The organism is Vibrio sp. 11-4(1) (genome assembly GCF_013048625.1).
Lineage (GTDB): Bacteria > Pseudomonadota > Gammaproteobacteria > Enterobacterales > Vibrionaceae > Vibrio > Vibrio diabolicus.
The window spans coordinates 16,156-41,347 of the sequence record NZ_VHSY01000016.1; the positions used below are offsets into that span (position 1 = coordinate 16,156).

Genomic DNA, 25,192 nt, shown 5'->3' on the forward strand with positions numbered 1-25,192 from the left:
GGCCCATTGTATCAAGACTGAAGCGATTCGAATATCGCGATCCAGAGAAAGAAAAGTTAGAAATATGTACAAACGTTATATAGCCCAAATTATTTTTGCGTTAACCATACTGTTCGCCGCACCAAGTTGGGCTGAAACGGAAGAAGCTGGACCTAAGTTGGCATACTTTACCCTTGAGCCTGATCTCACTACTAACTTTTACACCAAAGGCAAAAAGTTAGGTTATGTGCAAGTGCGCATCGACATCATGGTAATGAGCCAACAAGATTTATCGATTGTTGAGCATCACCAACCTTTGATTCGCGATGCAGTGATTGAATTACTGGGTAAGCAAACAGAAGATACTATTAAGTCCCTTTCTGGCCGAGAAGATCTGCGCAAAACCTTAGTGACGACCCTCAACGAAACACTTTTGCCCGAAACAGGTAAAACCATCATTGCCGATTTGTTGTTTACAAAATACCTTTACCAATAAACCCAAATCGTTTTGAACATAAAAAAGACCGCTCTTGAGCGGTCTTTTCATTTCAGCTTTAGGCTTGCTGTTGGTATTTCATCTTGCCTGAATCAAACAGCGCAATCGCCATCCCCGACAGTAAACCCACTAAGTGAGCGGTGTTTGCAATCGCCATGAACGGCTGCACAAAACCAAGAACTAACCATACCAACATAAAAACGATGATTGGCTTGGGTAGCGTAAGGCCTAAATGTGGCAAGCGGTAACCCAATATCCACAAATAGCCAAGCAGTGCATAGACCACGCCAGACAAGCCACCGAAGTTTGCCCCTTCAACATAGAATTGGCCAGCCCCAGAAAGCGCTGCTGATACTACAAAGAGTTGCAATAGCTTACCGGAACCGAGACGACGTTCGATGTCGCCCCCCAACTGCCACCACCATAGTAAGTTGAACACGATGTGAGTCACTGAAAAGTGCAGTAACGCATGACTTAGCCATCGCCACACTTGCCATTGTTGCCCCTCAAAGGCCGGGAAGTGCAACAACTTAAACACGCCATTGCCAAAGCCAAACATTTGTAACAAGTAGATGATGGTGCACCCCGTCATGATCAGCAAAGTCATTGGGCCTGCTTTTGCTTTGACCATGCTCATGATACTCGGGCTAGAATAATGAAATGTGCTCTTGCGAGTATCGGCAACGTCCCACGAGGCAGCGCTGTATTTTGAATCAGACGGGTTAGCAAGGAACAGCTTAAGTTCCGCTTCCGCTTCTATTTCATGTTGGCTATCGGTCAGCCACAGCGCAAATTGCCCATCCCCTTCTGGCATCATCTGGATATCAATCTTGCGAGAGGCCATATAATCAATAAAGGCTTGCGCCATACGTGGATTATTTAACGTTACCAATCTCTTCATTAACTTCTCACTATCGGTAGTTCTGCTCGGTGCCAGGCTTCAAAGCCACCATCCACACTGTACACCTGTTCAAAGCCTTGGTTAACTAAATATTGTGCGGCACCTTGGCTACTAATGCCGTGGTAACACATCACCAGAATAGGTTGTTCGAACTCCACTTCATCCATAAACGCAACGATCGTATCGTTAGTTAAATGATACGCGGACTCCGCATGCGCAACGGCAAACGATTGAGGGTCACGGATATCTACAAGCTTTGCATCACCCTGCTCGAGCAGCGCTTGCGCACCTTGTACATCGATATGCTTAAACTGATCCATTTACTTTCTCATTGTCTTATTAATATACCCAAGCAACCTCGAACCTAACGTACTAATCAGCACCCGAGGTACAGCATAAAATCTATATTTGAAGCCGCTTGGGTATACTGCCGCTATTGTAACCTATCCAACGGCAAACTTAGACACATGGATAATCAGGCTTTTAAAAAGTGTACACATTCCAACCATTTGTGGATAAAGCTGTGAATTGCGTTGATAAAGTATATTTGGATCTTTTGATCCACAATATGTAGTGATGATCCTGATCTAACTGTGTGTATATCTATAACTATCCCCAGATGGAAAAGTGCTTGAATCCCTTATTTTGTCCGGGTTTCGAACAGTTGATAAATAATTACTTCACAGAGTTATACACAGGTAGCACATAAAATCCGGATCGCAAACGCTATCGATTTTCGATCGACAATAAAAAAGCCGAGATCACATGATCTCGGCTTTCTATGAAAATCTTACTTTCAATTAGCAGTGGAAATTAAAATTCACCCACGGCCAATTTTAGTTTCTTCATTGCGTTTTTTTCTAGCTGGCGAATACGCTCGGCAGAAACACCGAACTCATCAGCTAAGTCTTGCAATGTTGCTTTCTCATCATCTAACCAACGAGAACGCACGATACGCTGACTACGTTCATCCAAACTCGCTAATGCATGACCCAGACGATTGTTGGTGTGCATTTCCCAGTTTGCAGCTTCAATGTTGTCAGCCACATCAGACGATTTGTCTTCTAGGTACAGCATTGGCACTGTGTAAGCGTTTGAGCTGTCGTCTTCGTCAGTTGGCATATCAAAGGTTGAATCCACCGCCGCTAAGCGTGATTCCATCTCGCGAACTTCAGAAGGTTCAACACCTAACTCACGCGCAACGGTTTCGACTTCACCGTTGTTAAACCAACCCAAGCGCTTTTTCGACTTACGCAAGTTGAAGAACAACTTACGTTGCGCTTTAGTGGTCGCAATTTTCACGATACGCCAGTTACGTAGCACGTATTCGTGGATCTCTGCTTTGATCCAGTGGACAGCAAAAGACACCAAGCGAACCCCTACCTCTGGGTTAAAACGCTTAACGGCTTTCATTAGACCGATGTTACCCTCTTGCACAAGGTCCGCCATTGGCAAACCGTAGCCAGAGTAACCACGAGCAACGTGAACAACGAATCGTAGGTGCGAAAGAATTAGACCTTTTGCAGCCTCAATCTCACCTTTGTAGTGTAATCGTTCTGCCAGCTCACGCTCTTCGTCTGCAGTCAGCATTGGGTAGCTGTTTACTGAGCGAATATAGCTATCAAGGCTATCTTGCGTGACTAGAGCCATCGGATACGCTTCTTTTGTCATTCAATTCCTCATCAATCTCTGATCTGGAGCATTACATTGCAAATTTAGCTTCGATATCTTGAACTCAAAATGAACAAGTTTCAAGAAGGGGAAGCAATTATCCATAAACATTCGGTCTAAACAAGGGATCCAGATTAGCTAGTGCTAATAAAATCCAAGTAGTAAGACCTTCATCACTTAAACTGGTTCAATTTCTTTTAAATGTCGTTGCGCAGAAAAGCGCGCCGCAATGCATCCCAAAAGACTACCAATGATGATTAATAGCAAAGATTCATCCCAGCTTAAACCAATCAGGCGAAACTGGCTGTCGTACAACGCAGCAAGATCTTCCACCGCACTATTCATAACAATGGTCACTAAAGCCGTTACCAACCACGCGATGGTGGCACCTAATACGCCAAACCACATCCCCGTGTACAAATAAGGACGCAGAATAAAACTGTCCGTCGCACCGATCAGTTTCATGGTTTGAATCTCTTCTTTATTCGCCAGCACATTAAATCGCAACGTGTTGCCAACGATTAAAAATACCGCACCGAGCATCAACACTGTCAGAGTAATGACAATAATACTCGCGAGAGTTTTGATCGCATCAAGACGCGCCAGCCAATCTTCATCAAGTCTCACGTCGGTCACATCTTGTTGCTCTCGAACGTCTTTGGCTAATGACTGAATATCACTCTTTAGCTCCGAGGCTGGCGTAATCACCAACACACCGGGTAGCGCATAGCCACTTAAAAGGCTGATAGCCTGATCGAATCCTGCATATTGGCTTAAATCAGATAGACCTTGTTGCGGTGAAATATATTCCACCTCTTTTACCAAAGGCCAAGTTTCAATTTGATCTTTGAGAACCATCACACGTGCATCCGGCATGCCTTCTACTAAGTAAGCACTAACTTGCGAGGGAGATGCCACATCTTCCGCGGCACCCGCGACGTTTTTGCCCAGTAGATACAAACAAGCTGGCATAGCAAGTGCCATTGAAATCACGGCTAGGGTCAGGATATTACCTAAAGGTCGTTGCCATAAGGCGCTAAAAGAGGATTTTGCTTGTTTTGCGTGGACAGAGAAAAAACCATCGGTATTTGCACGCTTGGCACTGCGGCCTTTCCCCTTCTTTTGGGAGTGCTTGTTACCTGCCATAGTCTTCTACCTCACTTAGGAAGCCTTGGTTTAATTCAAAATGACGATACTGTGGGCGAGTGTTTACTAACCCCACATCGTGCGTGGCGAGTAAGATGGTCACTCCCGCACGATTAAATTCTTCGAACAAACGCAATACACGATTGGATAGTTCGGGATCGAGGTTACCTGTCGGCTCATCAGCCACCAGCAACGTTGGTCGATTGACCACTGCACGGGCAATACCGACGCGTTGTTGCTCACCACCAGAGAGTTGGCTCGGCAGGCAACGAGCCTTATCAAGCAAGCCTGTTTTATCTAACGCCGCAGAAACACGGCGTTTGATTTCGTTTTCAGAAATCGATTCGATGCGCATCGGCAGAGCAACATTGTCGTATACGCTGCGATCCATCAGTAGACGATGATCTTGAAAAACAATCCCAATATTGCGGCGCAAAAAAGGGATGTCTTTGCTTGGAATGCGCGTGATATCGTGACCATTAAAATGGATTTTTCCATCGGTCGGGCGCTCTATCGCGCAGATCAATTTCAGCAAGGTACTTTTACCAGCCCCGGAATGCCCGCCTAAAAACGCCATTTCACCGCGCCTCAGGTGAAAATCGACTTTTTGCAGTGCTTGTCGACCACCTCGGTAAGCTTTGCTTACTTGCTGAAATTTGATCACCGTTGATTTCCTCTAACTCTTTTTATTCTTCACGACTAAACAGTGCGTCAATAAACTCTTGAGTTTCAAATGGACGCAAGTCTTCGATACCTTCACCCACACCAATGTAACGAATTGGAATACCGAACTGATCAGCAATAGCGAAAATTACGCCGCCTTTCGCTGTACCATCCAGCTTAGTCAAGGTAATCCCGGTTAGAGGGGCAACATCACTGAAAAGTTTCGCTTGGCTGATGGCATTTTGCCCTGTACCTGCGTCTAGCGTCAGCATGATCTCGTGTGGTGCAGAGTCATCAATTTTCTTCATCACACGTACAATCTTACGCAGCTCTTCCATTAGGTTCGCTTTGTTCTGTAAACGACCCGCGGTATCGGCAATCACAACATCCACACCACGTGCTTTTGCCGCTTCAATCGCATCATAAATAACAGAAGCACTGTCTGCGCCAGTATGCTGGGCAATCACAGGAACGTTGTTACGCTCACCCCATACTTGTAGCTGCTCAACCGCTGCGGCACGGAAAGTATCGCCCGCTGCAAGCATCACTTTTTTGCCTTGAGTTTGGAACTGCTTGGCAAGCTTACCGATGGTCGTGGTTTTACCCACGCCATTTACACCCACCATTAAGATAACATAAGGCGTTTTGTTGCTATCGATTTCTAGTGGCTGCTCGACTTTAGAAAGAATCTCAGCCATTTCTTCTTTCAACAAACCATAAAGGGCTTCGCCGTCTTTCAGGTCGCCACGTGTGGCTTTTTCTGTCAGGTTGTTGATGATTTTTGTTGTGGTATTCATGCCCACATCAGCAATAAGCAGTTGCTCTTCTAGCTCTTCAAATAAGTCTTCATCGATTTTCTTACCGCTGAACAGACCGAAGAAGCCAGCACCAATATTTGCTTTTGTTCGGCTTAGGCTGCGTTTAAGACGAGCAAAAAAGCTCTCTGTTGGCTTTTCTTGCTCTTGAACGCGAGGTGCAGCAGGCACTTGAGGCTCTTCTGCTTCTGCTTCTGCTTCTGCTTCTGCTTCTGCTTCTGCTTCTGCTTCTGCTTCTGCTGGGGCAGCCTCTGATTGTTTCGCTTCTTCTTCAAGTTCTGGCGTTGCTTCCGCTTGCTCAGCAGCCGCGTCGGTTTGCTGCTCTTCAGAAGGCGCTTCCACTGCTTCTTCTTTTACTGTTTCTTCAGTTTTTGGTTTTGGGCTTTGTTCTTCGTCACCAAAACCTAGCCACGAAAGTAATCCGCGCTTCTTTTTTTCCGTCATCTGGGGCTATCCTAGATTGTTCTTTTATCTATTAATGACTCTTTTTTGACAAGATTATTATCTGTCTAAAAAAGGCTAATGACAAAGTTGTGAAAACTTTCCGATTAGGTAATTCTAATCTTATTAGTGTTACACTCTGTCATCTTGAATATTCTGGGCTGTATCCAAGCTCCAAGCTCACGGCTTGGGCGATTAGATATAGTATCACTTTATTAGCGGTCAAAAAATCTATGGTAAGACGTCGCCAGCAAAACTCATCACAAAAAAAGCCAACAACGGGCTTTGTTCGCATTATTAGTGGCTTATGGAGAGGCAGAAAACTTCCTGTACACGATGCTGAAGGCTTACGCCCAACGACCGATCGCGTCAAAGAAACGCTATTTAACTGGCTGGCTCAAGATGTGCCGCAAGCAAAATGTCTCGACTTGTTTGCCGGCTCCGGCGGCTTAGGCTTTGAGTCGGCTTCGCGCCAAGCAGAGCAAGTGACCATGGTCGAGCTGAACCCACAAGCTTTCCAGCAATTACAGAAGAACGTGGCATCTCTTAACGCGAACAACATCCAAGTAGTGAATACCGACGCACTGAGCTTTTTAAAACAGCCGGGTACTGCGCACCATGTGGTGTTTATTGACCCACCGTTTCGTAAGGGACTATTGGATGAAACCGTGGCTCTGCTAGAACAAAATGGCTGGCTCGCGGAAGACGCGATGATTTATATTGAAACAGAAAAAGAACTCAATATTGCCGACTTACCAGAAAACTGGCAGTTACATCGAGAAAAAACAGCAGGCCAAGTGAGTTACCGTCTGTATGAACGTACCTCCGCATAACGCCTCGATTTAAAAGGACACTTAAATGAAAGCATTAATTCTGCTGGCCAAAGCGGCTATCGCCTTTGTTTGGTTAGTATTGATCCTCAATATCTTTATGCCGTTTCCCGGTAATGCCGCGATTGCGCTGTACATCATGACCGCTTTTTTGTTCATCATGCACGGTTTACAAATGGCCATCTTCATTGGCGCATTTGGCGACAAAATTAAAATGAGCAGTTGGGAAAAATATTCCATCCTGATCTTTGGTATTTTTGCCCTGCTTGATATTCGTCGTAAACACATGATGTAATCGCCCAAATACTAAAAAGCCGCTCTCAAGAGCGGCTTTTTTATTGCGTTTATTCCGTCACCCAAGATAACTCTTAACACCATCCAAAAACATTTGAGTGGAGATCATCACCAGCAACAAGCCCATTAAACGCTCTACCGCTTTTAGACCACGCTCGCCCAACAAACGATTAAAGAAGCCATAAAACATTAGAATAAAAAATGTTGCGCCCCAGGCAATCACAACTGATGCGGACATTTCCAACATTTTTTCTGGATGCTGTGAAGATAGCAAAAGCAATGCTGCAATCACTGAAGGGCCCGCGATCATAGGAATGGCCATCGGAACAATAAAGGGCTCCTCGCCTGCCGCCAGTCCAGTGATGCTACCAGCACTCGGAAAGATCATCTTAATCGCGATAATGAAGAGAATAATGCCACCTGAAATGCTGAGCGTTTCTGGCTGGACATGCAAAAAACTTAAGATGCTTTGTCCTGCAAACAGAAACAACATCAAGATTAGTAAGGCAAACAGTAGTTCACGAATCAATACCTTACGGCGACGCTTAGGATCGATGTGCTTGAGAATAGACAACACAATCGGCAAATTACCGAGAGGGTCCATGATTAGAAACAGCATGGTCGCTGCAGAAAGAATGTCCATATTCTGGCCTCACCTAAAAAATGGCGGCCAGTGTATAGCAAACTGACAACGTGAGTACATGGCTGAGGGCGAAAACAGCATATTCACCCTCGCATCATAGCCGCCGCTTAGTGATTGCAGACACGCGCCATATTGACCACAAACTTACCTTCAAGCTCACGGATTTTGTCGCGCTTGAGCAAAAATGCTAGCAATGCATCTAAGTCTAGATCATTCAGTTTACAGGTGTGAAAGCGAACGGTGTTGCCAAAGTGCTGTGCCAGCGCTTCGCGATCCATTGGCGTTTCTCGAAGTAGGTTTAGCAGCTCGTGGGCATGGATTTCACTCATTATTGACTCCAGTCATCAAGAACAATACGTCCAGTTTACTGAAATCTTCGGGAGCTGCTTTGACTTAAATTAGTAAATGATAGAGGCAACAATGAGGGCGTGGGCAAAGAAGTAGCTACCACTTACCCACAAATAGGCGTGTTTCATCGGTTTTCGGTAACCGTGTATCGCATACGCCAACGCCGAATAGATCAAAACTAGGGTTCCGCTGAAACCGATAGCATTGGCATAGCTCGGGGCCTGCAACCAAACTTCACCCGCCGCCCAAGCAAGCTGAACCAACATCATCCCCATGATCACAACAGGAAACACCAGAGAGTCGAGTTGAGGTAGCAACAAAAAGAACGCCACGATACTCGCTGCGAGCAGTAGGGCCAACAGCCACCAGACAATCTCACCATTAAGCTGCACCCAAAATGACTTGCTGTAGCACACCTGAGCAAGCAAATACGCAGCAAAGTAAATTAGCTTGCGAGTTTTAAACGAGTGCAGCGTATCTGCCACCATAGACACAATAAGCCCACCCGCAATCCAGTAGGTATATGTTGCGGATGCGCCTTGAGTTAACACCAACACAAGAAGAAGTAGCAGAGTAAAGATTTTAAACACGAGGGATTGTGTCGGGTTAGCTTGTTTTGCTCCCAACACGGAATACACACCTGATAGCCCTATCGCCAGCCAACTCCACATGCCGTATACACCTTTTACTTAAACTCGCCGCTAGTCTAGGTAGACCAGTTTTGATGTAAAGACACAATCTGCGAAAGTTGGATCTCGCTAGCGATTCGAAACATTTTGTAACCCTCAGTCTGCACAACAATTAAGTCGATGAGCCTTAATGACGGCCATAAATATGGGGCAGAGCCCTATCCCATGAGCCAAGTTCATCAAATCACACGGCACAATAACCCGCGCTTAGTCAGGCCATTTAACTAAAAAGCAGCCCAATGGCCTTGGTAACCCATCACGTCAAAAACTGAGGACTAAACCATCAGACTGTATACATCACAGGCAACAAGAATAAATAACAGACACAAAACAGAAAATCGTCTTGGTAGCGAGCTAAGATAGTAGAAACCACCGATGAACAGATTAGAACAACATTAAAAATCAAACTTAACTCAATAACAAAAACATCAAATAGAGAACGTAAGCTAATGATAAATAAAGCTACATTCTCAATAACCATCGAAAACACCGACTTCATAAACCATCAAATCACTAAACACTTTTTAAGCCCATATTTTCTCATTAGATAAGAAAATTCCCCTTCCACACCTCAACTCAATGATGCACCTCCATAGCACATCTTTTTATTTTCTCAATTTTTGAGAAACACAGACAAAATCGGCAATCAACATACCAACCGAAACAAAAAACAATTTCCAAGCCAACAACAAACCAAGATTGACACTTTAAAATCATATACTTAAATAAAATACGAACAACAATCACACAATACGAGCATTTTAAATACAACACAAAAAACACAGTTTCATTAGTCAAAAACACGTAAAAAAAGACAAGTTAAGTGTATTTTTTGAAAAGATTATCGAGCATATGTTGATCAAACCCCAAAAACAGTGCTATATTAAATTCATCGAGTTCATCAAAGATTAAGGGGTAGTGTTATGATTTCATCTTCTCAAAAACAAGGGCTGGTAATGATTGCAGTGGTTGTGGGTTTAATGACACTGCCAATGATGTACTAACCTACTGATTAAAAATAAAAAAGGACGCAAATGCGTCCTTTTTTATTTATCTGTGTTTTTCTACTGTATGTGTTTGGACAAGATATCCCAATGCATATAGTAGAAACCAAGAGCGGCGAGCGTAATCAACGTCATTAGCAAAATTGCTGCACGCCAAATAAAACGAGAGCTTCTTGGCGTTAGCTCTTTTTCACAAGCGTCACATGCCGCCATAAAGCCTTTCCGATCATCCAGCTTATAATCGTCTTCGTGAACCACTTTATTACGCACAGTAGCGATAAAACGAAGCTTCGCTATCACGTCATGTGGTAAACGTTCTTCACAACTATTAATAAGTTGGTGTAACCCTTTCCCTTCTGCATGGTACTGAGTACGCAAAAGTTTTTCGATCGTTCGGGTACGCATGACTACTTTTTCAATATCTGACATCGTAACCCTCCTTACCAGACCCTTCCCGTGTTCGTTATTTTTATTCTTCTATAAATTTAGAGCTTTTTCGAGCCGTTAAGTGCAATTTTACTTTCAATTTGTGCCCTTGAGCGCATATAGCCAGACAAGTGAAAGCTGCTTAGTTCAGCTTTAGTGACGTAGCTTGCAGATGAAGCAACGATTTCATCGCGTCCCCATTGAGATAAACCGTGAAGTGCGCCGAATAAAATTCATGTCCCTTTCATTAGATTATGAATAAGTTATCTCAACTCATCGTTTCATCAATGAGTTCTGTAGAATAGAGCTCAATGAAACATCGGAGGTTAACATGCCAATCTCACTTATTGTCGCCCTGTTCGCCCTTATTGCTTTGGGCGCATGGGTATTTTTTCGTTTCTATAGCAAGCACTATGTGGGCGAAGACGCTCCAGAACAAAGTGCACAGGTAACTATTTTAGATAAGCAAGCTATCGACATCCCAGATGCACCACCAGGCCAAGACGACCAAGAATATTGGATTTATGTCCAACGCGGTTCTATTGGCCCTAAACGAGAGTTCCAAATTGGAGTGCACTACTACCATGCACTCAACCCTGGAGATAAAGGAACGCTAACCTATCGTGGTAACAAATTCCTTCACTTCGCCATCAAACGTTAAGGCAGTAACCAACGAGTCTTGGCAGAGCGAGAAAATAGATAGCTCATCGCCAAGGCTCCAGCTCCACTGATAATGATCCAGACTGGAATCACCCATGCGGGATGTCCGGTGTACCAACCAAACGCTTTCATCGGCCATAAGAAAATTGGGTGAAGTAAGTAAATCCCCAAGCTGTGCTGACTGATCACACTCACCACTTTTTGTACTTTTGGTGACAAGCCTTCCCCAAAGTAACGACCGATCATGAAAATCATCGAAGCCGCTAGAATGACATTCAGTGTTTTGTAAGACAGCCAGCGTCCAACCGTGTACTTCTCCGCCTCTAAACTGTTCGTCACGACCATAGTAAATGTCACAGCCAACGCGACGAGGCCAAACCCTGTAAATAAGGTCACCATAGAGCGGTTCAAAGGCACTTTTTGAAATAGAACATAACCCAGAGGAAGGTAACCCATGTAGAGCCACATTTGGTTACTCCACGGACCATCAATCTTGAACAAAAACAGCGTGCTGGTGAAAAGCCAAAATGCGAGATAGGTATACAACACATTGTCATCAACGTTGCGTACCATCCATTGGAACAACGGAATCACAAAATACAGAGGTATAAAGTAATAGAAAAAACCGAGGTGGTAATACGTTGCGTGAAATGGGCTATTGCTTAACACCTCTTTTACGGTTTCAAAGTCAAACCCTTGAGCCGTCCAGCCAGAGAGGTATGCATAAAACATCGACCAAATAAGAAATGGGACTAGGACTTTGCCTAAACGCCTTTTGATATAATACTTACCGTCAAATGGTCGAGTGTCACTGAGCATCAGCGCTCCGGTGATCAGAATGAAAACTGGCACCGCCCAGCGGGTAACGCTATTAACGCCTACCGCCGTCAACCATTGGTCAAACGGAATCACTCCTAACTCATTTCGATAAGGGGCCAAGACGTGAATGGCGATCACTGCCACCGCAGCAAAGCAGCGCAATAAATCAAAAAACAGAACCCTTTCTCTCATACCTTTCCCTACTTTGAGTCGCTTATCGTTTATAGCATAGGGTAAATCTCAGCCAGTGAAATGGTTAACAATCTGTTTTTGCTTATTTTTAACGCAACAATGACCTACAACGTGGATTTCATCGCCACTCTAATCCGTTGGCGGGAACAAAAACCAAACATCAGCATGAACTCACGAGACCGAATCCACACCACTTGATTACGACGCGTGATGTACAAGAAACAAAAAATGGCTCCAAGTTGGAGCCATTTTGTACGATCTACAGATAAAAACACCGGGCAAAATTTACGCTGTGGCAACGTTAGCTTTTGGCAACTTAATCGAAATCAGCGTCGTCAGCGCCAAGAAAGCAAAGGAGACCCATAAGCACGCCGCAAGACCAGCCTCTTGGTAGATCCAACCCGATAATACCGTGCCAATCAAACGTCCCATCGCATTGGCCATGTAATAGAAGCCAACATCCAGAGACACACCATCGCCTTTGGCATAGCTCACAATCAGATACGAGTGAAGTGAAGAGTTAATGGCAAACACAGCACCAAAAATCATTAACCCCACAACAATTACCAACTCAGGCTGCCAGCCGATTTGCACACCATAAGCAATACCGCCCGTAATTAACGCAAGAATTCCTGCCCATACTAATGCTGCACTACCATCAGGCACGCGACCTTGCGCTTTGCCAGTAATACGCGGCGCAAAGCCTTGCACAAACCCATAAGCAATGACCCATGCGGCTAAAAAGCCACCGACCCACAAGTGATCCCAGCCAAACACACTGCCAAGATAAATAGGTAGAGCGACCACAAACCACACATCACGCGCCCCAAACAAGAACATACGTGCCGCAGATAAAATATTTATAGATTCGGACTTGGAGAAAATTTGGCGAAACTTAGGTTTGCTCTTTGCTTTACCCATGTCTGCTTCTAGCCAGATCATGCTGCAAACAAACACCAATGCCAGCACACTCGACATAATAAACATCGAGTTTTGGAAGCCCACCCAAGACAACAGCAAGCCACCAACAAAAAAGCCCGCCCCTTTGAGCGCGTTCTTCGAGCCTGTCAAAATGGCCACCCATTTGTAAAGTGCGCCTTGCTGCTCGTCTGGTACTAGCGTTTTAATTGCACTCTTAGCACTCATCTTGTTGAGGTCTTTGGCAATCCCCGACAAAGCTTGTGCCGCCATAACCCAAGGAATCGTCAGCCATACGTTGGGTACTGCCAGCATCAACAACGCAAACACTTGCATCGCTAAACCAATGTTCATGGTTTTATTCAGGCCTAACCTTGCGCCCAACCAACCACCAATCAAATTGGTCACCACACCAAAAAACTCATAGAAAAGGAACAGTGAGGCAATAGCTAACGTGGAATAACCCAAGTCGTGAAAATAGAGCACCACCAGCATACGCAGCGCTCCGTCGGTCACGGTAAAGTTCCAATAGTTAAACGTCACTAACATGTACTGACGAATACTTTTGCTCAATTGAGAAATCATATTGACCTCTTATGTACAGCGATAAAAGCATTTAGATCATCATGTGCCAAATGCTTATTAACCTGTACACCAACCATAAGGCGATACAACCTTAATTCGAATTCACAAACACACCGAAATTTATAAACAGACAAATATAACCAATAAAAACAAAAAGTTATATCGATATCTTTAGTTTTACTGCTGACCTATTTTCCATTATATAAACCGGAACATAGCTTTTGGATCATGATGTCCCAAAAGCTATTTAAGCTGATCAAGCGTCTTGCGCCACGCGTTCGATGTACTCAAGCTGCACCGGTTTTGTAAACGCACCAGGGCGAAGCGCCTGCACTTCTCGCACGATATCTTCTAACTGCCATTTCTTCTCTAGCAACAAGTGAGCCGCAAACAAACCTGTGCGACCCGAGCCGCCCATGCAGTGCATCGCGACTTTGCCACCTTGAGCAAGAATCGCATGCAGTTCCGGACTGGCTTGTTGCCACTTCGCCGCAAATTCTTCACTTGGTGCACAGTCATCTTCAATCTCGATCTGGAACCATTTCATGCCCAGTTGTTGGGTAACTTCACCCAAATCCGCAACGTCTTTCGCTGCTAACTCGCTATCGTCCAATGCAGTAACGACCGCTTGAACCCCCTGCTCCTTCAACTGTTCCAACGATGCTTTCAAATCGACGCCTTTGGTGCCCGGGCACGGTGTTAGGACTAATGCACCAGAGTCCAAATCTAATTGCCATGTAGGATGAGACATTATGAACTCCTGTTATGCCAGACCAACGTTTCGAACCAATTCTGCGGTGCGCGTTGCGTATCCCATTTCATTGTCGTACCAGGCGTAAATCTTCACCATTCGTGAGCCAACCACCATGGTGGATTGTGCATCAACGATGGTTGAGCGTTGGTCGCCTTTGTAATCGATCGACACTAACGGACGTTCCTCAAAGCCAAGAATGCCTTTTAGCTCCCCTTCCGACGCCTCTTTCAGCAAAGCATTCACTTCTTCTGCTGTGGTATCGCGTTTTACATCGAAGATGATGTCGGTCAATGACGCATTCGCCAATGGTACACGTACCGCGTGGCCGTTAATCTTGCCTTTTAAATCTGGGAAAATTTCCACAATTGCTGTCGCACTGCCGGTAGTGGTCGGGATAAGACTCATGCCGCACGCACGAGCACGACGCAGGTCTTTATGTGGCGCATCCAAAATGGTTTGCGTATTGGTCAAATCGTGAATTGTCGTGAAAGAGGATTGCTCAATGCCCAACTTCTCATGAATAACTTTCACCACAGGCGCTATACAGTTTGTTGTGCACGAAGCGGCTGTCACGATACGATGTTTTTCAGGATCGAAGATGTGGTCATTCACACCAACTACAATGTTCGCAATACCTTCTTCTTTCACTGGTGCACTCACCACCACGCGCTTCACACCTTGATCGAGGTATTGGTCTAGGTACGAGGTTTTGCGGTGTACACCTGTCGCTTCAATCACAACATCGCAGCCAGACCAGTTCACAGCGTCGATATCACGTTGCTGAGTCGTGGCGATGCGCTTGCCATTGATGACGATTTCATTGCCCTCAACCTGCACTTCATGGTGCCAACGACCTTGCACTGAATCGAACTCTAATAAGTGGCCAAGCGTCGCTGCATCACCTGCGACATCGTTGATTTGCACAAACTCTAACTCTGGCCAGTCGAATGCCGCTCGCAGTGCTAAACGACCAATTCGGCCAAAGCCATTAATTCCTACTTTAATTGTCATAGTTTTACCCTTTAATCTTCTACCTTGAATCTCTGTTTGCTATTAACAGCAAGCCTCACGACTTTTATCGTGCAAGCGTGTGATGTCGTCTTGGTACTCTTGCTTTAAACAGTTTGATGCCACTAAGTCTTCAATCAGCTTACGCATCCAACCTGGTAATTGCTGCGATAATTCGTAGTACACCCATTGCCCTCGGCGTTTATCCACCAAGATGCCACTAGAGCGTAACTGAGCAAGATGACGAGAAACTTTCGGCTGACTCTCTTGCAACGCAAACGCCAAATCACCCACGCAAGTTTCGCCTTCACGGGCCACCAGCATTAAACAACGTACGCGCGTTTCATCGGATAACAGCTTGAAAAACTGATGTGGAAGCATAATAAATATACCTATATATGGATATGCGTATATATTTATTTAACTCTGAGATGTCGTCAAGAGTGATCCCATCATCGTCATAAAAGTTTCACATCGAAACAGCCAATAAAGATTGAGAGAAGAACGGTTAGAGAGACTAAAGATACGGCAGAAATTTACGCGGTTGCGACGTTTTGACTCCAGCGAACCGCTTCGCCTAACGAGAGCTTAACCTCTTCCAAAGACAATCCCAACTGCGTCGTGATTTTTTCAACGCCTGACCAGTCGGCACGCTCGTAACACTCTTCGAGAGAAATCAGCGCACCATAAACCCCCTTGCGATGTAATAAGGCTTGTTGTACGGATTCGCTAAGTGGCAATTGCTTGACTAAAGATTCCACCGACAAATCAAGCATCGCATCTAAAATCGATAATAAACCGACCATAAACCCTTGTTCGTTGAGGTGGGAAAATGGCTGATAACGCGACATTAATTGGCAGAACTGCGCTCGTTGTAATGAAAGGTGATACAGCTCTCGAGGCTTGTTACTAGAGATATACGACGCCACGACCAAGGAGACAAACTGCTTAAGATTATCCTGACCAAGGTAGATCAAGGCCTGACGAAACGAGCTGATTTCGACAGCGAGGTTTGGCGCTTGCGTATTTACAAAGCGCAATAATTTGTACGACAACGCGACATCTTGCGTAATGATGGTTTCAATACGAGTAAAGTCTGGCTCTGGTGAGCAGACTTCACGAAAAAGCTGTAGCGCTAACACTTGCTCAGGGCTCACGTATTTTGTTTGCGAAACTAATGGCTTACTAAAAAAGTAGCCTTGGAAAAACTTAAAGCCAGCCGCTTTGGCTTGCTCAAACTCTTCTGCGGTTTCAACACGTTCCGCCAAAAAGTGGTATTTGACGCGTTTAGCAAGGTGAGCTTTGACCAACGCACACGCTTTTTCCAGCCCCATTGCCATGATATCGAGTTTAACGATGTGCACGTAAGGTAAGAAGCGACGCCACTCCGGCGTTAAGGTGAAATCATCCAGCGCAATCAAATAACCTTCTCGATACAACTCGCGAATCGCATCGAGAAGATCATCGGTCGGCTGGCAAGTTTCCAGAACTTCGACGACGATTTTGTTTTTTGGCAAGCTGCGCGGTAAGCGGCGCACCAAGCTTTGATGAGGAAAATTGATAAAGCATCGCGAAGAAGCAATCACTGGGTTAGTGCCCAGTGATAGAAAATTCTCGACAATTAATCGGTATGTTGCTCGGTTTGACTCAATATGCGAAGGGTATGCGTTACTCTCCCCATCTCGAAACAACAATTCATAACCCAGCGTCTGTCTTTTGCGGTTAAAGATCGGCTGGCGAGCAACATACGTTGTATTCATGCTAAAGAAGGACCTATAAATGGCTTATGACTTTGCAGCTGCTAATAATGCACCACAACCCATAAACATTGAACCGAAGACTTTGTTTATTTTCCCCATGATTTTATCAGAGCGAATAAAACGTCCCATTTGCGCCGCCAAGGTGGTGTAACCCAACATCACACACGCGTCGATCACAACAGTCGTAACACCAAGCACCAACAGTTGCGTCAGTTGGTCTTGTGCCGGGTCAATAAACTGTGGAAACAACGCCACCAGAAAAACAATCGATTTAGGGTTCGTCAGGTTAATCAAAATAGCTTTGTACAAGAGTGCCATGCCAGACATGTCTTTGTGGCTCTCAGCCGCCACCAAGCTGGAGGTGTCTCGCCATTTCTGGATACCCAACCAAACTAAATAAGCCGCACCAACCCATTTAATGACAGAAAATGCCGTTGCCGACTGTGCGACCAGCGCACCAATTCCCGCCCCAACTAACGCAATGTGAATGGCCAAACCAATTTGGAGACCGATCACAGCCCCCAAAGATTTGCGAGTACCGTAACTCAAACCATTGCTGATTGAGTTCACCGTGCCAGACCCCGGAGCCAAACTAAAAACGATTGCAGTTACTACATAAGCTAACCAGACGTGGGTATCCATTGCATTTCCTCACTAATTCTTCGATGATACATCGCGTAAACAACGTATCTTCAGGTAATCGACTAATGGCTACTAACCATTCACCTTTGACTTATACTCAAGAGTCATTATTTGAGCAAGCAATTGGTGGTCCGATCGCGGCACTTTGGCAAACTCGCCAAGAAGGCTTTGTTAAAGGAACTGAGAAAAAGAACATTTACTGGTGCAAACTGACCAACCCAGAACATAAAAAAGCCGTGCTCATCGTAAATGGGCGCATTGAGTCTTCCTGGAAATACCAAGAACTGTTTTACGATCTCTATCGCCAAGGCTTCGACGTCTATTCCTTTGACCACCGCGGACAAGGTTTATCAGATCGTCTATTGTCTGACTCAGATATGGGTCACGTCTATGACTTTACTGATTATATTGACGATATGGACGTGGTCGTAAACAAACACGACCTTAGCGACTATCAGCAATGTTTCATCATTGCCCACTCCATGGGCGGCGCAATCGCTACACGTTATCTGCAAACTCACCCAGAACATCCTTTTACCGGCTTGATTCTTAGTGCGCCTATGTTTGGTATTAATCTGCCATGGTACTTATCGCCAATAGCGATTCCAGTAACACAAATTATGTCAGCGGTATCCACTTTGCCACGTTATGCGCCAGGACATCAGGCCTACTTTCCTAAACCCTTTGAAGATAACCCGCTCAGCCAAAGCTATGGTCGCTACCAATGGTTCCGAAATCTCTATACGGAAAAACCGGAACTGCAAGTCGGTGGACCGAGCACACGATGGGTATGGCAAGGGCTAATGGCAGCAAAACAATGCTTTTTATTGACTCGCCAAGTCAAAGTACCGGTGCTCCTGATTCAAGCTGGAAACGATCGTATTGTCAGCAATCTGGCACAAAAACGTTTTATCGATAAATTGCGTAAAACCAACCCATATGCGGAGCTACTTTCTATCGAAGGCGCACAGCATGAGATCTTATTCGAGACCGACCAGTATCGTAATCAAGCACTCGATGCGATCTTCCGCTTTATGAATGACCCGAAATCATCGCCAAACGAAAAAACATAATAAGAACTCTAGGCGACCATTTCACGGCCATGATTAAAGAGGAAATGTCTGCACATTGATTTGCCCTCTTTTTCATCCTCATTTTGACGTACACTGCTTGGGTCTGGCTGCGTTGAACCATGCAGATGCAACCGACCAAAGTTCCCCCGCATTCGGAGCAGCATGATCTAGTCAGTCTGCTGTACTCCGTTTGCAATTCACCTGTTCCACACTATCCAAACCGTTTACGAGGACTTCATGAGCACATCGCTACCTTGCAAAGAGATCACTAAAATCGTTGCCTCTGATCTGGATGGCACGTTACTCGCACCAAACCATCAGCTCAGTGCTTACTCAAAAGAGACGCTAAAAGCGCTGCATGAAAAGGGTTACACCTTTGTCTTTGCAACAGGCCGTCACCACGTAGACGTTGCGAGCATCCGTCGTCAGGTCGGTATTCCGGCTTACATGATCACCTCGAACGGTGCCCGTGTGCATGACCAGGAAGATCAGCTGATGTACAGCGAGAATGTCCCTGCAGAACTGGTTCAAGGCGTGATCGACACGATCAAGCACGATCAAGAAATACTTATCCACATGTATCAAAATGACAGTTGGTTGATGAACAAAGACGACGAAACATTGCGTGATTTCCATGACGAATTCACATACGTCTTATTCGATGAAGACCAAGCGCCAACTGACGGTATTGCGAAAATCTTCTTCACCCATCCAGCACAAGACCACGAACGCTTGGTGGTGTTTGAAAACAAACTACGTGAACAATTTGGCGATAAGCTGAATATTGCGTTTTCAACACCATGGTGCTTGGAAGTAATGAGTGCAGGTGTGTCTAAAGGCCATGCTCTTGAAGCGGTAGCGAAAAAACTCGGCCTCACGTTAGAAAATTGCGTGGCATTTGGTGATGGCATGAATGACGTAGAAATGCTGTCGATGGCAGGTAAAGGATTGGTCATGGGTACATCACACGAGAAAGTGATGAAAGCATTGCCAAATAACGAAGTGATTGGCAGCAATGCAGAAGATGCGGTTGCACACTACCTACAAGATCACTTGCTGTAAGCTGCAATACTCCAAACAATAACAAAGGGCTGCACATTCGCAGCCCTTTTCTTTTATCGCTGACTTGGCAACTTCTCTTTGCCAAGGATCGCTTCCCACTCTTCTTCTGTCACTGGCATGATCGACAAGCGATTTCCACGTTTCACCAATGGCATGTTCTCAAGTTCTGGCATCGCTTTCATCACCGATAACGGAATCACTCGCGCCGTTTTACGCACGAATTCGACATCCACCATAATCCAACGCGGGTTGTCTGGGTCTGACTTTGGGTCGAAATAATCACTTTCAGGATCGAACTGGAAATGATCGGGATAGGCTTCTCTCACGACTTTAGCAATACCGGCAACACCAACATTCTTGCAAGAAGAGTGATAAATCAGGACTAAATCGCCCACCTTCACTTGGTCACGCATCATATTGCGCGCCTGATAATTACGAACTCCCTCCCAACATGAAACCTTTTGGGTTCGAAGCGTGTCAATAGAAAAGGTATCTGGTTCAGTTTTAAATAACCAATATGCCATAATGCCATCCGATGCCGATTGAGTAACAATAATGAGGAAGATATAACATGAAGGCTTTGAAAAACCCAGTGGCGCTTGCCACTCTGCTGGTTCTGCAAGCATGTAGTTCGCAGCCGCCACAATCTGGCGCTGCCGACCCAGCTTCTCCACCAGCCACCTTAGATAAGCCAGACACCATTCAACCTCAAACCTTTATGCTACGTGGAAAAGTGATCGTCGGTCACGAGAGCCAATACATCATGCCTTGTGGCAGCGACAAGCAATATTGGTTACAACTGTCACCACAGCAAATGCAACGAGCAATTCAGTTAAATAACGAGCCTTACCAGACCATGTATGGCGAGGTTATCGGCCATCTCAACCCACCGGGCATCGATGGGTTTTCTGCCGATTTCGATGCTAACTTTGTCGTGGAACAAGTGAACTTCCTCACAACGGAAAATCCAAACCGTTGTCAGCAACCAAACAAACCAACTCGCGTGTTTGGTAATGAGCCTTCTTGGTCGGCAAGCTTTGAGGCTAATGGACTGACATTCCAGCCAATCGGAAAACAAACCTCAAAATTAGCGATTAAGAGCAGTCAACTTCAACCTCGCCAGCGCACATATCAACTACAAGATGGTGAACTTCGCCTAACAGAAAACCTCTGCTCAGATACGATGAGTGATTCTTTGTATGGCTGGAAAGCGACGCTAAAACATGATGGCGACACTTATCAAGGTTGTGGTACAGCTGCAAACGTGGACGCTACGCTTAGCTGGGCCAATACCTATGTCGCGACTTCAACCCAATCACAAGGTTTTGAGGTGCAAATGACCTTAAACCCAGACCACAGCGCCACAACAAAATACAGTTACGCTAATGGGCAAGCACCGTTAATCGAGCGTGGGTACTGGCAACAATTAAGTCCGTCTCAGGTTCAAGTCGTCATGACGCATCATCAACAACAAAGACTGATGTCAGAGCGACTGTTTACGCGAGAAGGCAATCAGCTCAAAGCGACCAAAGAAAAAGTCGGCAATTTGGTTTATCCGATTGCCGATGGCGGCTTAGTGCTTTATCCAGCCACCATTCGTGATGAGGGCATGATGCAACCAGCCGAGAAACGCGCCAACAAGCCCATCAGCAGTGCAGACGTGCCTTCTAGTGCGGAGTTTGACTCCAAAGTAGATGCCGCCGTGCGCAACTACTTCTTCATTCACCAAACCAACCCCAACAACAACCAGTACCGTTGGCTAACTTATGACCTCAACGGCGATGGTAACGAAGAGCTATTAGTACAGCTGGATTGGTGTGGTTCCGGTGGCTGTACATTGCTGATATTTGAACATCACGAAAAAGAGTGGCGCTTCAATAGCCGCATCACACTGGTACAAAGCCCGATTATGCTCGGCCAACAAACCTCTCATGGCTGGCGAGATCTAATTTTTAATGTCAGCGGTGGCGGAGCTAAGGCAGCGCAACACGTGATGCAATACAGTGGGGTTAGCTACCCACTCAACCCAAGCATGGCACCAACGGCAACGCCAAACCAAATCAGTGGCGTGCGTCTGTTCTCGGATGGGGTTAGCCCTGTGCGCGAAGGAGTTCGTCTGTAATGTCGCAACCGTGTCCAAATTGTGGTTTTCAATTCAACTGTATGTGCTCATTGGTGCCGAAACTTACCAGCGAGCACAACATCTTGCTGTTGATGCATCCGAATGAACTGACGCGTGATACTAATACCGGCCAGCTACTAGAGCAGTGCCAACTCAATATTGAGCGAGTAATCTGGGACCGAAAACAACCACCAGCAGAATTGCTCGCTAGATTAGCTGATCCGTCGCTGTATCCAGTGCTTCTATTCCCAAGTGAAGAAAGCGTCACACTCGAACATGTGGCGCTCCAAAGCCAACAACAAACCAAAACTCCGCTGTTTATTATTTTGGATGCCACCTGGCAAGAGGCGCGCAAGATGATCAACAAGAGCCGTTGGTTAGAAAGTATCCCTACTATGGCGCTGTCTGCCTCGGCGGACTCGCAATATCAGCTGCGACGCAACCAACAACAAGGTAACTTGTGCACGTTTGAAGTCGCCGCATATTTACTCGGACAACTAGGCGAGCAAAATAACCAGCAAAAAATGCTCACATTCTTTGCTCACTACCTTGCACTATTTCAAGCTGAAAAAAGTGGACACGCCCTCAAGCAATCACCGAGCTAACTCAACTAAAACCGAATGGCTCAAAATAAAAAAACGCAGCCAAGGCTGCGTTTTTTTATTGGAATGGTTTCACGTGAAACACAACTAAAACAAACGCGTAGGTTCACCCAAGTAGTAGCCTTGCAGATAGTCGACGCCCATATCCTGCGCGATTTTACACACCTCTCGATTGTGGACAAACTCCGCCACCGTCTCCGCGTTAAACACCTGACATAAACGCACCAACTGAGAAGCTATTTTGCGCTGCTTTAAGTCTTTATCGATATCACGGATCAAGCTGCCATCGAGCTTTATGACTTCCGGCTCCAGCTTTAGGATTTCATCAATATTGGAATAGCCTGAGCCAAAATCATCAACAATGATACGCGCTCCTAAGCTTCTGAAATGACTGCATACTTCGATCATTCGACCGTAGTCTTTGATTTGCTCAGATTCCAACACTTCCAAACCAATTCGCCTAGGGTCATTGAGCTGACAAATTTCATGCTCTAAAAGCATTAAAGTTTTATCACTAAGCAAATCTTGCGGCGACAAGTTAATAGAAAAGTCACCTTGCTTATCTCGCATGTAATGTAACGTAGAATGGATCATGTGCCGACTCAATCGAGTATAAAGATGCGTATCGGAAATAATAGGCAGGAAGCGCCCTGGCGCAATCACCGTTCCATCCTCCTCTAAAATGCGAACCAAACATTCTTGGCTTGCCAATTTATGGCTATCCGCATGCACTATCGGCTGGCTATAGGTGATGATGTTCTGTTTGAGAATGGCTTTACTGACGCAACTCAACCATCCAAGTTGCTCTTTACGTACATCCTCACTGACTTCGATGTCTTTCGCATTGCAGATATGGGTATTACTGCGCACACCGGAACGCCTCGCTTCAATGCCTTTGAGCAATAGCTCATCCGCAGAAGCTGATGGAAAATCTCGACGACTCACTAAGCCACCGCACAGCGAGATAGAAAGATAATCTATTTCGCGCAGACCAATTGGCTCAAAATTAGTTTGCTCTACCGCGTCGGCAAAACGAGTAAAGTGCTGTTTGATGGTTTCGCTGCTTTGGTCAGCTTTAAATATGAACGCCCACTCACCAACCCCAATACTATAAAGCTGCAAAGCCGTTGGCATGCCAAAACGCTTTCGCAGTCGATTCGTAAAATGCATTGAGAGGTCTTTAAGTAGCTGATCCCCTACTCTATAACCGTATTTTTCATTGATATGGCTGAAGTTAAGTAGCTTTAGAGTCAGCAAGTGCTCATCCAAATCAATGCTACTCAGCCGCTCTTGCAGCGCGACTCGGTTTTGTAATCCAGTGCGACTATCTCGCCGATAGCTTTCTTGTAACTTGCGCGTTTGGCGATCGAGTTGATACCCCATATGCGCGTTCATATGGTTGAGGTCGCCAATCGCATTTCGAATCAAGCTAAACAATGGTGAAATAGAGGAGCTAACGGGCGACTTAGGCAAGTTCAATGCTTGTACTTCATCTCCCTCTCGCATCGCTAAATACGTCAGACTGTGATGAAGAATTTCTGGCTGTCCAATACCGCCATGCAGTTCCCCCATACAATAACTACCAAACGTCGTCGCGATATCTTTGAAGGCTTGGACTTCGTCGCTGCTGTCAATAAAGTCTAACCGTGACGCGCAGTTAAAAATCATCACGACTTCAGGTTGGTGCATGGCTAACTCAACCACACCATGTCGCACCTGTTCGAGCGTTAATGAGGGGTGGTTATAGCAAAATTGTACTTCGTCACCAAGACACCAAGGCCTGTCGAAACTCATACTGCCATCAGCGTGCAGCTCCGTTACCGTACAAACTTCCTTGCGCCCCAAGCTTTCTCGATACAAAGGAAAGCTGAGCAGTTGACTCAGCGTCACATCATGGCCATCCGCCAAATAACGCTTGTATACGTCCAGTGCTTTCTGTTCACCTAAGCAATACAAGCGCGTTCCTTTTGCATGGGTGACTTTATGTGGCATGCCAATCGGGTTCCATTCCGAATACGCATCCGTCCATAGCTTCAAGGTATTGCTGTGCAAAGCTACGGCGACCACGGCATTATCGTAAACTCGGTTTTGATATAGCACCCAACAGCCATCATCAATACTCTGTGCCAACCCTCCAGAGATCACGACTTCTTCACTAGCGAACGTTTGAAACAAGGGATAGTCACGTCGTTCAATTTGCACAGCAAAGCTGAGGATCACTTGCGAATTGTGCTGCAACAGAAGCGAGCGTTTGAGCTCTCCACCATCAATATCGGGGGAGTAAGAGTAGGTTTGGACGGCAGAAGTAAGCGTGGTTTGTTCGAACTCAGTCACACTGATCAGGCAGCCAGAGGTAAATATCTCCCCCTCCAGAATGACATTACGCGTACTATGCCCCATGACATGAGCATTCGGCAGCAACAATAAAACAGCGTCCGCAAGTGTGGTCGTAAAGTCGCGTGATTGAGTCGACAATATTTGCACCAAATATTGTTTACTTGAAGAGAACTGAGAAGTGACTAAAAAGTCATTTAACTGACTGACATCATGAACCAGTTTTGAAAAAGCTCGCATGCACCTACCACTGCCGTAACACTATCTTCACCACGACGTGTGGCGTTACTCTTTTTACTTAATAGTTAATAATTT

At 45.5% G+C, this 25,192-nt stretch carries 27 protein-coding genes; 8 read left to right on the forward strand and 19 right to left on the reverse strand.

The window, feature by feature from the left end:
* Window positions 1-64 precede the first annotated feature (64 nt).
* On the forward strand, window positions 65-475 hold the full coding sequence (locus FKN16_RS21905) for a flagellar basal body-associated protein FliL (RefSeq protein WP_046874381.1): 411 nt from the start codon (window positions 65-67) through the stop codon (window positions 473-475).
* A 58-nt stretch (window positions 476-533) separates the two neighbouring features.
* Here FKN16_RS21905 and glpG read toward each other — a convergent pair whose 3' ends face one another.
* The 6 genes from glpG to ftsY all read right to left on the reverse strand — a co-directional run bounded on the left by glpG (window position 534) and on the right by ftsY (window position 6,115).
* Window positions 534-1,376, reverse strand: a complete 843-nt coding sequence (gene glpG / locus FKN16_RS21910; RefSeq protein ID WP_170903530.1) for a rhomboid family intramembrane serine protease GlpG — start codon at window positions 1,374-1,376, stop codon at window positions 534-536.
* The gene (glpE, locus tag FKN16_RS21915) at window positions 1,376-1,696 is read right to left on the reverse strand and encodes a thiosulfate sulfurtransferase GlpE (RefSeq protein WP_005378691.1); all 321 of its coding nucleotides are present in this window, start codon (window positions 1,694-1,696) and stop codon (window positions 1,376-1,378) included. Before glpE ends, glpG begins: the two co-directional genes overlap by 1 nt.
* A gap of 493 nt (window positions 1,697-2,189) precedes the next feature.
* Entirely contained in the window at window positions 2,190-3,047 is an 858-nt protein-coding gene (gene rpoH, locus FKN16_RS21920) for an RNA polymerase sigma factor RpoH (RefSeq protein ID WP_170903531.1), read from the reverse strand.
* A 177-nt stretch (window positions 3,048-3,224) separates the two neighbouring features.
* On the reverse strand, window positions 3,225-4,193 hold the full coding sequence (gene ftsX / locus FKN16_RS21925; RefSeq protein ID WP_005393793.1) for a permease-like cell division protein FtsX: 969 nt from the start codon (window positions 4,191-4,193) through the stop codon (window positions 3,225-3,227).
* Entirely contained in the window at window positions 4,183-4,857 is a 675-nt protein-coding gene (gene ftsE / locus FKN16_RS21930; RefSeq protein ID WP_005393800.1) for a cell division ATP-binding protein FtsE, read from the reverse strand. The genes ftsX and ftsE overlap by 11 nt, the downstream gene beginning before the upstream one ends.
* A gap of 22 nt (window positions 4,858-4,879) precedes the next feature.
* Complete coding sequence (ftsY, locus tag FKN16_RS21935) at window positions 4,880-6,115, reverse strand: signal recognition particle-docking protein FtsY (protein ID WP_170903532.1); 1,236 nt, start codon at window positions 6,113-6,115, stop codon at window positions 4,880-4,882.
* Window positions 6,116-6,345: 230 nt separating this feature from the next.
* Between ftsY and rsmD the strand changes: the two genes are divergently transcribed.
* On the forward strand, window positions 6,346-6,945 hold the full coding sequence (gene rsmD, locus FKN16_RS21940; protein WP_012841297.1) for a 16S rRNA (guanine(966)-N(2))-methyltransferase RsmD: 600 nt from the start codon (window positions 6,346-6,348) through the stop codon (window positions 6,943-6,945).
* A gap of 25 nt (window positions 6,946-6,970) precedes the next feature.
* Window positions 6,971-7,237 (forward strand): DUF1145 domain-containing protein, encoded by a 267-nt coding sequence (locus tag FKN16_RS21945; protein WP_005393805.1) that lies wholly within the window; start codon window positions 6,971-6,973, stop codon window positions 7,235-7,237.
* Between the two features lie 57 nt (window positions 7,238-7,294).
* Here FKN16_RS21945 and FKN16_RS21950 read toward each other — a convergent pair whose 3' ends face one another.
* From FKN16_RS21950 to FKN16_RS21965, 4 genes are all read right to left on the reverse strand, one after another.
* Window positions 7,295-7,879, reverse strand: a complete 585-nt coding sequence (locus FKN16_RS21950; RefSeq protein WP_005393807.1) for a YhgN family NAAT transporter — start codon at window positions 7,877-7,879, stop codon at window positions 7,295-7,297.
* Between the two features lie 107 nt (window positions 7,880-7,986).
* Window positions 7,987-8,208 (reverse strand): YecH family metal-binding protein, encoded by a 222-nt coding sequence (locus FKN16_RS21955; RefSeq protein ID WP_005393809.1) that lies wholly within the window; start codon window positions 8,206-8,208, stop codon window positions 7,987-7,989.
* A 69-nt stretch (window positions 8,209-8,277) separates the two neighbouring features.
* A complete protein-coding gene (locus FKN16_RS21960; protein ID WP_005393811.1) occupies window positions 8,278-8,898 on the reverse strand; it encodes a lysoplasmalogenase in 621 nt (206 codons plus the stop codon).
* A 1,082-nt stretch (window positions 8,899-9,980) separates the two neighbouring features.
* Complete coding sequence (locus FKN16_RS21965) at window positions 9,981-10,349, reverse strand: hypothetical protein (protein ID WP_005393815.1); 369 nt, start codon at window positions 10,347-10,349, stop codon at window positions 9,981-9,983.
* A gap of 328 nt (window positions 10,350-10,677) precedes the next feature.
* Between FKN16_RS21965 and FKN16_RS21970 the strand changes: the two genes are divergently transcribed.
* Window positions 10,678-11,007: a DUF2500 domain-containing protein gene (locus tag FKN16_RS21970; RefSeq protein WP_005393817.1), complete on the forward strand. Its 330-nt coding sequence runs from the start codon at window positions 10,678-10,680 to the stop codon at window positions 11,005-11,007.
* On the opposite strand, the gene FKN16_RS21975 is transcribed toward FKN16_RS21970, so the two are convergent.
* From FKN16_RS21975 to rhtB, 7 genes are all read right to left on the reverse strand, one after another.
* Window positions 11,004-12,017 (reverse strand): acyltransferase family protein, encoded by a 1,014-nt coding sequence (locus FKN16_RS21975; protein ID WP_005393819.1) that lies wholly within the window; start codon window positions 12,015-12,017, stop codon window positions 11,004-11,006. The two genes, FKN16_RS21970 and FKN16_RS21975, sit on opposite strands and share 4 nt — an antisense overlap.
* 285 nt (window positions 12,018-12,302) lie before the next feature.
* On the reverse strand, window positions 12,303-13,520 hold the full coding sequence (arsJ, locus tag FKN16_RS21980) for an organoarsenical effux MFS transporter ArsJ (protein ID WP_170903533.1): 1,218 nt from the start codon (window positions 13,518-13,520) through the stop codon (window positions 12,303-12,305).
* A gap of 256 nt (window positions 13,521-13,776) precedes the next feature.
* Window positions 13,777-14,271 carry a cyclin-dependent kinase inhibitor 3 family protein gene (locus FKN16_RS21985; protein WP_170903534.1) on the reverse strand — a complete coding sequence of 165 codons (495 nt, stop codon included), beginning with the start codon at window positions 14,269-14,271 and terminating at the stop codon, window positions 13,777-13,779.
* 12 nt (window positions 14,272-14,283) lie between these two features.
* Window positions 14,284-15,285: an ArsJ-associated glyceraldehyde-3-phosphate dehydrogenase gene (locus FKN16_RS21990; protein ID WP_109170344.1), complete on the reverse strand. Its 1,002-nt coding sequence runs from the start codon at window positions 15,283-15,285 to the stop codon at window positions 14,284-14,286.
* Window positions 15,286-15,327: 42 nt separating this feature from the next.
* Window positions 15,328-15,663 carry a metalloregulator ArsR/SmtB family transcription factor gene (locus FKN16_RS21995; protein ID WP_005393826.1) on the reverse strand — a complete coding sequence of 112 codons (336 nt, stop codon included), beginning with the start codon at window positions 15,661-15,663 and terminating at the stop codon, window positions 15,328-15,330.
* Between the two features lie 155 nt (window positions 15,664-15,818).
* Window positions 15,819-17,042, reverse strand: a complete 1,224-nt coding sequence (locus FKN16_RS22000) for an EAL and HDOD domain-containing protein (protein WP_005393827.1) — start codon at window positions 17,040-17,042, stop codon at window positions 15,819-15,821.
* A 24-nt stretch (window positions 17,043-17,066) separates the two neighbouring features.
* Window positions 17,067-17,684: a homoserine/homoserine lactone efflux protein gene (gene rhtB / locus FKN16_RS22005; protein ID WP_005393828.1), complete on the reverse strand. Its 618-nt coding sequence runs from the start codon at window positions 17,682-17,684 to the stop codon at window positions 17,067-17,069.
* A 65-nt stretch (window positions 17,685-17,749) separates the two neighbouring features.
* Here rhtB and FKN16_RS22010 point away from each other — a divergent pair, with 65 nt between their 5' ends.
* Entirely contained in the window at window positions 17,750-18,757 is a 1,008-nt protein-coding gene (locus FKN16_RS22010) for an alpha/beta fold hydrolase (RefSeq protein ID WP_139059602.1), read from the forward strand.
* Between the two features lie 237 nt (window positions 18,758-18,994).
* Window positions 18,995-19,819: a Cof-type HAD-IIB family hydrolase gene (locus FKN16_RS22015; protein WP_005393831.1), complete on the forward strand. Its 825-nt coding sequence runs from the start codon at window positions 18,995-18,997 to the stop codon at window positions 19,817-19,819.
* 53 nt (window positions 19,820-19,872) lie between these two features.
* Here the strand turns inward: FKN16_RS22015 and FKN16_RS22020 are convergent, their stop codons facing one another.
* On the reverse strand, window positions 19,873-20,343 hold the full coding sequence (locus tag FKN16_RS22020; RefSeq protein WP_109170341.1) for an EVE domain-containing protein: 471 nt from the start codon (window positions 20,341-20,343) through the stop codon (window positions 19,873-19,875).
* A 47-nt stretch (window positions 20,344-20,390) separates the two neighbouring features.
* On the opposite strand from FKN16_RS22020, the gene FKN16_RS22025 reads away from it, so the two are divergent.
* Window positions 20,391-21,941: a hypothetical protein gene (locus FKN16_RS22025; RefSeq protein ID WP_170903535.1), complete on the forward strand. Its 1,551-nt coding sequence runs from the start codon at window positions 20,391-20,393 to the stop codon at window positions 21,939-21,941.
* Entirely contained in the window at window positions 21,941-22,546 is a 606-nt protein-coding gene (locus FKN16_RS22030) for a tRNA-uridine aminocarboxypropyltransferase (RefSeq protein ID WP_170903536.1), read from the forward strand. Before FKN16_RS22025 ends, FKN16_RS22030 begins: the two co-directional genes overlap by 1 nt.
* An 84-nt stretch (window positions 22,547-22,630) precedes the next feature.
* Here the strand turns inward: FKN16_RS22030 and FKN16_RS22035 are convergent, their stop codons facing one another.
* Window positions 22,631-25,117, reverse strand: a complete 2,487-nt coding sequence (locus FKN16_RS22035; protein ID WP_170903537.1) for an EAL domain-containing protein — start codon at window positions 25,115-25,117, stop codon at window positions 22,631-22,633.
* Window positions 25,118-25,192 lie beyond the last annotated feature (75 nt).

Excerpts from the sequence above, each read along its gene's own strand:
- FKN16_RS21905 (WP_046874381.1), top strand. The coding sequence starts at position 65 with ATGTACAAACGTTATATAGCCCAAATTATTTTTGCGTTAACCATACTG.
- glpG (WP_170903530.1), bottom strand. The coding sequence starts at position 1,376 with ATGAAGAGATTGGTAACGTTAAATAATCCACGTATGGCGCAAGCCTTT.
- glpE (WP_005378691.1), bottom strand. The coding sequence starts at position 1,696 with ATGGATCAGTTTAAGCATATCGATGTACAAGGTGCGCAAGCGCTGCTC.
- rpoH (WP_170903531.1), bottom strand. The coding sequence starts at position 3,047 with ATGACAAAAGAAGCGTATCCGATGGCTCTAGTCACGCAAGATAGCCTT.
- ftsX (WP_005393793.1), bottom strand. The coding sequence starts at position 4,193 with ATGGCAGGTAACAAGCACTCCCAAAAGAAGGGGAAAGGCCGCAGTGCC.
- ftsY (WP_170903532.1), bottom strand. The coding sequence starts at position 6,115 with ATGACGGAAAAAAAGAAGCGCGGATTACTTTCGTGGCTAGGTTTTGGT.
- rsmD (WP_012841297.1), top strand. The coding sequence starts at position 6,346 with ATGGTAAGACGTCGCCAGCAAAACTCATCACAAAAAAAGCCAACAACG.
- FKN16_RS21945 (WP_005393805.1), top strand. The coding sequence starts at position 6,971 with ATGAAAGCATTAATTCTGCTGGCCAAAGCGGCTATCGCCTTTGTTTGG.
- FKN16_RS21950 (WP_005393807.1), bottom strand. The coding sequence starts at position 7,879 with ATGGACATTCTTTCTGCAGCGACCATGCTGTTTCTAATCATGGACCCT.
- FKN16_RS21955 (WP_005393809.1), bottom strand. The coding sequence starts at position 8,208 with ATGAGTGAAATCCATGCCCACGAGCTGCTAAACCTACTTCGAGAAACG.
- FKN16_RS21960 (WP_005393811.1), bottom strand. The coding sequence starts at position 8,898 with ATGTGGAGTTGGCTGGCGATAGGGCTATCAGGTGTGTATTCCGTGTTG.
- FKN16_RS21965 (WP_005393815.1), bottom strand. The coding sequence starts at position 10,349 with ATGTCAGATATTGAAAAAGTAGTCATGCGTACCCGAACGATCGAAAAA.
- FKN16_RS21970 (WP_005393817.1), top strand. The coding sequence starts at position 10,678 with ATGCCAATCTCACTTATTGTCGCCCTGTTCGCCCTTATTGCTTTGGGC.
- FKN16_RS21975 (WP_005393819.1), bottom strand. The coding sequence starts at position 12,017 with ATGAGAGAAAGGGTTCTGTTTTTTGATTTATTGCGCTGCTTTGCTGCG.
- arsJ (WP_170903533.1), bottom strand. The coding sequence starts at position 13,520 with ATGATTTCTCAATTGAGCAAAAGTATTCGTCAGTACATGTTAGTGACG.
- FKN16_RS21985 (WP_170903534.1), bottom strand. The coding sequence starts at position 14,271 with ATGTCTCATCCTACATGGCAATTAGATTTGGACTCTGGTGCATTAGTC.
- FKN16_RS21990 (WP_109170344.1), bottom strand. The coding sequence starts at position 15,285 with ATGACAATTAAAGTAGGAATTAATGGCTTTGGCCGAATTGGTCGTTTA.
- FKN16_RS21995 (WP_005393826.1), bottom strand. The coding sequence starts at position 15,663 with ATGCTTCCACATCAGTTTTTCAAGCTGTTATCCGATGAAACGCGCGTA.
- FKN16_RS22000 (WP_005393827.1), bottom strand. The coding sequence starts at position 17,042 with ATGAATACAACGTATGTTGCTCGCCAGCCGATCTTTAACCGCAAAAGA.
- rhtB (WP_005393828.1), bottom strand. The coding sequence starts at position 17,684 with ATGGATACCCACGTCTGGTTAGCTTATGTAGTAACTGCAATCGTTTTT.
- FKN16_RS22010 (WP_139059602.1), top strand. The coding sequence starts at position 17,750 with ATGGCTACTAACCATTCACCTTTGACTTATACTCAAGAGTCATTATTT.
- FKN16_RS22015 (WP_005393831.1), top strand. The coding sequence starts at position 18,995 with ATGAGCACATCGCTACCTTGCAAAGAGATCACTAAAATCGTTGCCTCT.
- FKN16_RS22020 (WP_109170341.1), bottom strand. The coding sequence starts at position 20,343 with ATGGCATATTGGTTATTTAAAACTGAACCAGATACCTTTTCTATTGAC.
- FKN16_RS22025 (WP_170903535.1), top strand. The coding sequence starts at position 20,391 with ATGAAGGCTTTGAAAAACCCAGTGGCGCTTGCCACTCTGCTGGTTCTG.
- FKN16_RS22030 (WP_170903536.1), top strand. The coding sequence starts at position 21,941 with ATGTCGCAACCGTGTCCAAATTGTGGTTTTCAATTCAACTGTATGTGC.
- FKN16_RS22035 (WP_170903537.1), bottom strand. The coding sequence starts at position 25,117 with ATGCGAGCTTTTTCAAAACTGGTTCATGATGTCAGTCAGTTAAATGAC.